The 7,681-nt window shown below is 54.3% G+C and carries 7 protein-coding genes; 5 read left to right on the top strand and 2 right to left on the bottom strand.

All coding sequences use genetic code 11. The features are described from left to right. The 5 genes from AC2FNB_RS19905 to AC2FNB_RS19885 all read left to right on the top strand — a co-directional run. Positions 1-549: P-loop NTPase family protein (locus tag AC2FNB_RS19905; RefSeq protein WP_496748531.1), on the top strand; the 549-nt coding region annotated here is incomplete at its 5' end. Between the two features lie 292 nt (positions 550-841). Continuing rightward, entirely contained in the window at positions 842-1,876 is a 1,035-nt protein-coding gene (locus AC2FNB_RS19900; protein WP_496748530.1) for a DNA cytosine methyltransferase, read from the top strand. A gap of 29 nt (positions 1,877-1,905) precedes the next feature. Next, positions 1,906-3,333, top strand: a complete 1,428-nt coding sequence (locus tag AC2FNB_RS19895; protein WP_496748529.1) for a DNA methyltransferase family protein — start codon at positions 1,906-1,908, stop codon at positions 3,331-3,333. Positions 3,334-3,414: 81 nt separating this feature from the next. Beyond that, positions 3,415-4,938 (top strand): AAA family ATPase, encoded by a 1,524-nt coding sequence (locus tag AC2FNB_RS19890; RefSeq protein WP_496748528.1) that lies wholly within the window; start codon positions 3,415-3,417, stop codon positions 4,936-4,938. Next, positions 4,931-6,181 (top strand): LlaJI family restriction endonuclease, encoded by a 1,251-nt coding sequence (locus AC2FNB_RS19885; protein ID WP_496748527.1) that lies wholly within the window; start codon positions 4,931-4,933, stop codon positions 6,179-6,181. Before AC2FNB_RS19890 ends, AC2FNB_RS19885 begins: the two co-directional genes overlap by 8 nt. Positions 6,182-6,192: 11 nt before the next feature. On the opposite strand, the gene AC2FNB_RS19880 is transcribed toward AC2FNB_RS19885, so the two are convergent. Next, positions 6,193-6,732, bottom strand: a complete 540-nt coding sequence (locus tag AC2FNB_RS19880) for a recombinase family protein (protein ID WP_496748526.1) — start codon at positions 6,730-6,732, stop codon at positions 6,193-6,195. Positions 6,733-6,858: 126 nt separating this feature from the next. Next, positions 6,859-7,681, bottom strand: an 823-nt coding sequence (locus AC2FNB_RS19875) for a DEAD/DEAH box helicase (protein WP_496748525.1), incomplete at its 5' end; no start/stop codon positions are given.

The raw sequence follows: 7,681 nt of genomic DNA, 5'->3' as shown, positions 1-7,681 counted from the left end.
AACAAGTCCCTGACCAGATGGGCGTCGCATGGCACTCCTGCAGGCGTCACGCTCAGGAGCGAGGTCGGGCGTTCAGAAATCGTCCCGACGATTCGGAGCGCAGATGGTGATGGCAAGATTGTCATTGTGGACTTGGAGGGTGTCGCATCTCAGCTGGTCAGCCGCGCCATCTCCCAAGCGGACCTGGTGATAGTCCCGATGCAGCCGACAGCGCTCGATGCAGAGATCGGCTCGGAAGCATTGGCGTTGGTTCGTGAAGAAGAAGAAGCGCTTGGGCGGTCAATAAGGCATGCTGTGGTGCTGACCAAGACAAGCGCAGCCGTCAAGAGCCGTGTCCAAAAGGAATTGGAAGAACAACTGAGTGGGGCAGGGATCGATGTAATCGAACCTTCCTTGGTAGCCCGTGCGGCGTTCTCTGAACTGTTCGCATATGGCGGTGATCTGACTGCGATGATGAACGACCCCGAAATGGTTACGGGCGGAAAAGTTGATAAGGCACTGATTAACGCTCAGGCATTCACGGAGGCTGTCTATGAACGGCTCAAATAGACTGGGAGGCCTGAAAGCGCGTCCAAAGGCTAATTCACCCGAAGAAGTGCGGCGCGTAGACGAGGTGGGAGAGGCGAGGGGGTTTTTAGATCGAACTCCACGCAAGAAGCCGGGCCGAAAGCCGAGCCCTCGAACGCATCAGCTGCACCCCAAAGTCTTTCCAGAGATAGGTGAAGCGATTGCTGCGGAAGCGGAACGCCTGGGTATCACACAAGGGCAGTTAGTTGAACAAATGTGGGGTCTGTATCAAGCCAACGCCACTCACAAGAACAAGAACGAAGGGGTCTAACCAGTGGTCAAAGGAGTAAGCATTTTCTCAGGGGCAGGGGGCCTCGATGTTGGTGCACATCAAGCTGGTGTGGACATAGTTGCATGTGTCGAGAATGACCATGACGCAGCACAGACATTGCGCATTAACAATGGCTTGCTTGGTGCAGACGTACTTGAGAAAGATATCAAGGAAGTTGACTTCCGGGTGTGGTCGAACACTGAACCAAGTGTGCTAATCGGCGGACCACCCTGTCAGCCCTTTTCGAAGAACGGTTACTGGGTCAAGAACGACAATCGACTGATCGAGCATGACCCCAGAAACATGCTGGGTCAGTTCGTGCGCGCGCTCGGTGAAATGCTACCTACAGGTTTTCTGTTTGAGAACGTTGAAAGTATACTCCATCCGACAAACAAGAGTACCTTTGAGGCCTTCGTCAAAGAGGCCGAAGCGCATGGCTATGCCTGCACGGTTTTCCGTACGAATTCTGCTGATTTTGGCGTCCCGCAGAAGCGGAAGCGTGTCTTCGTATTCGGCGTAAAGGGCGGCGGAACAGCGATACCCTGCCCGGCGGGGCGATATGCAGACCCAAAGAAACCGCACCAGATGAACGGGCATGCACCATACGTCGGAGTGGGAGACTTTATCGCCCCCTATGCGGGGCCGGAGTTCTCTGAACCACAAGAGGATGCAAGTGGCGGGACTTACTACCAGGAACTTCTCAATGTGCCCTCTGGGAGAAATTACATTGGGCTGCGAGACGTTGAAGGCTATAGCGGTCGCACCTTCCGGCCAGGGGGACGCTTCTGGAACTTCCTATACAAGCTGCACCCAGACGAACCCTCAATCACGATTGCCGCACAGCCTGGGCCTTGGGTTGGCCCTTTCCATTGGGATAGCCGACGGCTGAGAGTTCCAGAAATCGCAGCAATTCAAACCTTTCCTAAAGACTATCAGTTCTACGGTACTCGCAGGTCGATTCAGAAGCAGATTGGCAATGCTGTACCATGCTTGCTCGGCCAGGAGATGGTTGCTCACTTGATGAACCATTTGCCCTGATGTGCATGAGCGAGGCGGGAGACAAAAACGTGAGAAGCACCTTCTACGGTCAGAATGACGACTCTGAAGCGGTCGGTGGATTTGCACGCATGCACTTGGCTTGGATTACGCACATTGAAGCTGTTCAACGGCATTCTGAAGAGGCTGAAGAGAAGCTTTCATACATCTCCGAATGCAAATCTGAGCATGAGCGCAAGAAGCTCGGGTCGTACTACACGCCGACAGACGTAGCAGACTTCTTCTGGAGAGAACTCTTCGCTCAGAACGAAGTCCTCGACGAGGAAGATGCGCTTTCCTTTTTACGCAAGCATCATTTTGTTGAACCCGCTGCCGGGGCAGGGGCCTTGATCTTCGCGCTCTTCAAGAGGTTTCTGACGCTTGGTGTGACCGCCGAACAGCTGGCTGAGATCGAACTATCCATTGTTGATGTGAACACCAACGCTCTGGCCTTCGTAGAAAAGCAGTTGGAAGTTCTGGCTGGTGGTTGGGGTCTATCCTTCAACAGAGTTCGGCTTGTCCGCGACGACTTCCTCTCAGCTGATCTGAGTAGTGACTTCAAACCCTACTTCTTCTTCGGAAACCCGCCGTTTGTTGCAAACGAGAAAGGGCGGTCTCCTTGGAAGAACATCTATGCTGATTTTCTTGAGAAGGCTTTGACGCATGTTGGTAGGGAGGGTGGCATCCACTTTATTGTGCCACTTTCGGTCGCCTTCAGTCGGGACTACAGCGCCTTGCGTACGATGATCACGGATACTCGCGGAACCGTCTGCCTATCCAATTTCGACAACATCCCGGACACCCTGTTCAAATCTGGGAAGCCAAGCCACACGAACACCAACAAAGCTAACAGCCAGCGTTGTACAATCCTCACAGTGCTGCCCGGGAGGCCAAAGAAGCTTCTGGCAACGCCTCTGCTCCGGTGGAGCAAGAAAGATCGCGCCGATCTGCTTAGTCGATCACCTGAGTACGTTGATGTGTCAGACTACAGCTTCGACCGCCAGTTTCCTCGACCAGAGAGCCAAGCTGTTATGGACTACCTCGACCTCGCAGCGGGCAGCCCTACGCTTGGCTCAATCATATCGAAGAGCGGCAGACACAAGCTGTTTGTTGCAGGGGTGGCGCGCAACTACGTTAGCCTTCGAGAGGGTCCAGCAAATGGCGTTCATGTCTTAGGTTTCGAAAGCGAAGACGACTTTCTCTTGGGCTTGGGGGTGCTGAGTTCTGATCTGTTTCTGTCCTATTGGTTGTCGATCGGCGACGGGTTTCACCTGACCAAGGGCAACATCTTCAACTTTCCATTGCACCACACTCTTGTTCGAGAATGCCAGCGTAACACACCGGCTATCCGCGCGACTTGGAAAGCACGGCAGCGCTTCCAGAAGGGAAAACTCAATTCAGGCAGAATGACAAAGTCGTTTGACCTCAGGGATGCTGTTCCATCCTTGGCAGGTGTCTGATCTGTAACGGCATTCATGATGGTCAGATCGACCGCATAAGGGTACTGTCCCCTCGAAAAGCAATATTTTTCGAGGCAGTACATGGTTTGGCAGGCAGCTACAGACGGGACCCTTTTTGAAGGAAATGACCCTGGGCATCCGTCCGTTGATCAACGCCGGGAGATACTAGTCCAATCCCTGTCTTCCATGGGATGGGCTGCTGAGGCCGAACAGCACGACCCTCAGGGTAGGTTCGTTAAATTCACTGCACAGGTGGAAAAGGCGGGGACAGAACTTACTCTGGAAACCTACATTTTTCCGAACCTGGCTTATGGAAACCGCCCAACACGGCCATACGAAAAACGTATTCAACTCACTCGTCCATATGAGGAGCATGCGGATGATTTCCAGCTGCAAAAAACTGGAGACCATCGCTGCCTACTTCTAGGCTTCTACCTTGGTGGTGAAGGTGACCCTATAATCTGTGCTTGGGACTCTGGTGCGTATCTAGAGCATGCTGTTCCAAATTCCTGCTATGTTGATGTTCGAGCCATCGCTGACGCCTATCGAACTGGATTTGGTCGTTCAGAGGATTCCAAGAACAGGTACGTTTGTTGCTTCCGCCCTGAGTTCATCCATTATTATTTGGCGAATATGGATTACCTTCACGTTCCAGCCGGAGAGGCTGAGCATGTTGAGGAAGAGGCTAACCCAGATGCTGCAACTGGCGCGGAGAACCTGATCTTCTATGGCGCGCCAGGCACTGGGAAGACCCATGCCGTTAATGAACTTGTCGGCGACAGGCCCTGCATCCGAACAGTTTTTCATCCGGATCTTCAGAATGGTGACTTTATCGGAGCGCTAAAGCCCGTCACTCGCGATGATAACGTAACGTATGAGTTCTCACCTGGGCCTTTCGCGCATGCTCTCAGGGCTGCCATCCTCCGCCCAAACGAAGAGGTCTTCCTTATCATAGAAGAACTCAATCGCGCCCCAGCGGCGGCTGTTTTTGGGGACCTGTTCCTTCTCTTGGACCGGGATGAGACAGGCCTCGGCAAGTACGATGCAGACTTTCCAACGGACGAATTCAAAGCCTGGTTGTGTACGGAGTGCGACCAGGAGATCGATAAGCTCAGATTGCCCGCAAATCTCTGGCTACTAGCCACCATGAACAGCGCGGACCAGGGCGTTTTTCCGCTGGATACGGCCTTCCGTCGCCGCTGGAAACAACAGTACATCAATATTGACTATGCGATCTCGCCCGCAGGGCGTTTCAATGTCGTCAAAGCAGATAGTAACCAAGCCTCGATCACCTGGTCAGACTTTGCCCGCATCTTGAACGACTATCTGACTGATCATCTTTCAATTGCCGAAGATCGCCTGCTGGGTCCTTGGTTTGTGTCAGATGTTGAGCTTGCCTCTAGTGACTTCGTGCCAGGAAAAGTGCTGATCTACCTGTGGGACGATCTGCTTCGCCATCATGGGCGCGATATCATCTTCAATACCGCTGTCGTCAAAACCTATGGGGGCTTGTCTCACCGCGTATCTCAAAACGAACAGGTCTTCTCCGAAGGTTTCTTGAGTGCCCTAGATGCGGCACTTGAGGAAGTTGCAGGCGATGCCTGACGAGCCTCGTGTTCTTCAAGACCGGGTGGCTGTTCGTTTTCTTGAAGAACGATACCAAAAGCTGACGTCAGAACTTCGTCGCAAAGACCAAGGCAAGACGCTTCAAAAGGAGACCGTCCATTTCTGTGGGCTAGCGTGCACAAGTTCCTCAGAGAGCTATGTCTTCGTGCCTCGTAAGACACTCGGAGATTCAGCAACCGAGAACCAACGCATTGCCAAGACAACGATGCGGGTGCTGGCAAAGTACGGCCAAGATACTCGCGACCGGCAGGGTCTCTCTTCAGCAGAAGATGGGAACGTGGGTTTGATCTCCACAGTTCAAGATTTGGCCGATGATTTTCGACGGTATGGAGTCTTCGCTGAACGAGTACGCTACGCTACAAAGAACTCTGGGAAGGCCAACTGGCCGCGCACCGCAGCACGCGAGCTTGCCATGGTCTCGGGCAACGGAAACATCGTCTACCCCAACATTCGCACAAGTCGGACCTCGAACGCACATGAAAGCGTTCTAGCGCGTGTCCAAGTTGCTGTTCTTTTGGAGATTGCCGAGCATCACGGATGGTGGTTGGACGGCCTGCAGGGTCGAGAGGCAGAACTCAAGGCTTTTGCCTCACCCGACTTTCCCCGGCTTCTATGGTCCCAGAAACTGAGATCATTGCTGCCAAACTTGTTCGCGCAAAGAGCAATCAGACTAGCGCACTCCTTGATCTCGTACCTTGACGAAGACCCACGCCAGAATGACGGCATCACCTTATACGGTATCGACGACTTCCACGCCGTCTGGGAACGAATGCTGCGAGAAGTCCTGCCGGGTGTCGAAGGCGGATGGAACTCCCGGCTCCCTAAACCTGCCTTTAGACAAGCCTCCAATGGACAACTCCTAGTGCAAGAGCGAGGGATGCAGACTGATATCGTGATACGAGATGGCACAACACTGAAAGTGCTAGACGCCAAGTACTACGATGCAACGTCGTTATCGAACTCGCCCGGCTGGCCCGACATTGTAAAGCAACTCTTCTACCATCTCGCACTAGGCTCTGTCGTCGGCGATGACGCACGCACCGGCAGTTTTGTTTTTCCTGCTCGGAACCACGGAGAAGGCCCATTCGCACAAGTCTCTGTGGTGACGGCAGACCAGGAGCCAGCCGTTGGGTTCCCGAGTATCAACTGTATGTACTTGAGCGTCATTGAGGTGATGGGGGCTTACCTTGGAAGGCAGAAACTTCAGGTTGAGATACCTTAGTTTCGTTTGCTCTACGCCCTTCGTACCGTTCGCTCGCTGACCTTGAACAGTCGAGCGATCTCTGGGATTGCGCGATGTTCCTCGTCACGCATCCGACGCACTTCGGCCTTCTGAGCGGACGTTAGGGCAGGGGGCCTGCCCCCGATCCGGCCACGCTTGCGGGCGGATGCCAGACCTTCTCTGGTTCGTTCTGAAATACGCTCGCGCTCAAACTGAGCGATGGAAGCGAAGACGTGAAACACAAGACGGCCAGCCGGCGTCGTCGTGTCGATATCTTCGGCCAGAGACCGGAAGCCGGCACCACGTTCCCGGATTGCTTCTACGATCCCCAGGAGGTCCTTCAGAGACCGCGCCAGGCGATCATACTTGGTGACCGTCACAACGTCACCGTCGCGGAGCTGCTCCAGCATTCTGTCCAGTTCCGGACGCGCGCGCCTCGATCCGCTGATCTTGTCGGCGAAAACCTTCTCGACACCGGCTGCCGACAGGGCATCCGTCTGTGAATCCAGGCTTTGGTCGTCAGTGCTGACGCGGGCATATCCGATAATCATGCTTCACTGTGACAAAAACCTGCCAAAACCGCAAAGGTTTTGCCGGGGGGTTTTGTCACAGCTAAGCGGTTGATCTTGGGCGGGGTAGGGTGCGCGGCCAAAAACGACCGTTTGTGCCGATGCCACCTACAATACAGCTGTGTCCGCCACCGCCACATGATCTGGGAATGTCCGACCGTAATCGTGAAGCTGCGGTGCGGAACACACAACTGTCAGCCAACTCCCTTCCTGATTCCGCTTCAATCGGGTCAGACCAGCATAGATCAGAGCAAGGCTTTGCTCGTGCGCGGCTTCCGTTACATAGACAACGAGCAGGCGTGACTCCCAGCCTTTGAAGCTATGCAAGGTAGTGGCCTTGATCCTTGCATCTCCCATGTAGAAACCCATTTTCCGGCGACGGTGGTCGTCACCAAACGTATCTACTGCTCGAACGCGATACTCAGATAAACGGGCCACAACCCCCGCGCCAGACTTCATATCACTTGCCAGCATGGTGATGTCAGCATTGGCCAAGTTGGCCTTTCCGGTTTGCCGCATTAAGGAAAGGATTTCGTCTGAGCATACCTTTTCAGCATCCTCCGGATCGCATTGCACCCACCGGAGATGGCACGGATAGAGATCAAATGACCCTTGCTCAGGCTCAGGGAGGTCAATGGCTTCTTTGGGAAGAAAGCCTTCGGCGAAGCCCCGTGCAAGACTTAGTGCATCTGGAGGCAGTCTATAGCTGACGCTCAACTGCGCCCATCGACCGCCAGGGAACCCCGCTCCCTTCATCACGTCGTCAGTCCATGCTCTAGCCGTGCCGTAAACGTCTTGCGTCGCGTCCGCGACCAAGAGCATCTCTCCGTCCGGATCGCACGCCTTGCGCAGCACGTTCCACCATAAGGGCCGATAATCCTGCCCCTCGTCCACTAAGATGGCATCGAACCTCTTGGCCCCAGGATGCTCG

It is taken from the genome of Ruegeria sp. BHSB058 (assembly GCF_059613285.1).
Note: the sequence above shows the minus strand (reverse complement) of the source record. Positions and strands in the feature narration are given on the sequence as shown.

What these genes read in the sequence shown, in the direction of transcription:
- AC2FNB_RS19890 (WP_496748528.1), top strand. Translation starts at nt 3,415, where the DNA reads ATGGTTTGGCAGGCAGCTACAGACGGGACCCTTTTTGAAGGAAATGAC.
- AC2FNB_RS19885 (WP_496748527.1), top strand. Translation starts at nt 4,931, where the DNA reads ATGCCTGACGAGCCTCGTGTTCTTCAAGACCGGGTGGCTGTTCGTTTT.
- AC2FNB_RS19880 (WP_496748526.1), bottom strand. Translation starts at nt 6,732, where the DNA reads ATGATTATCGGATATGCCCGCGTCAGCACTGACGACCAAAGCCTGGAT.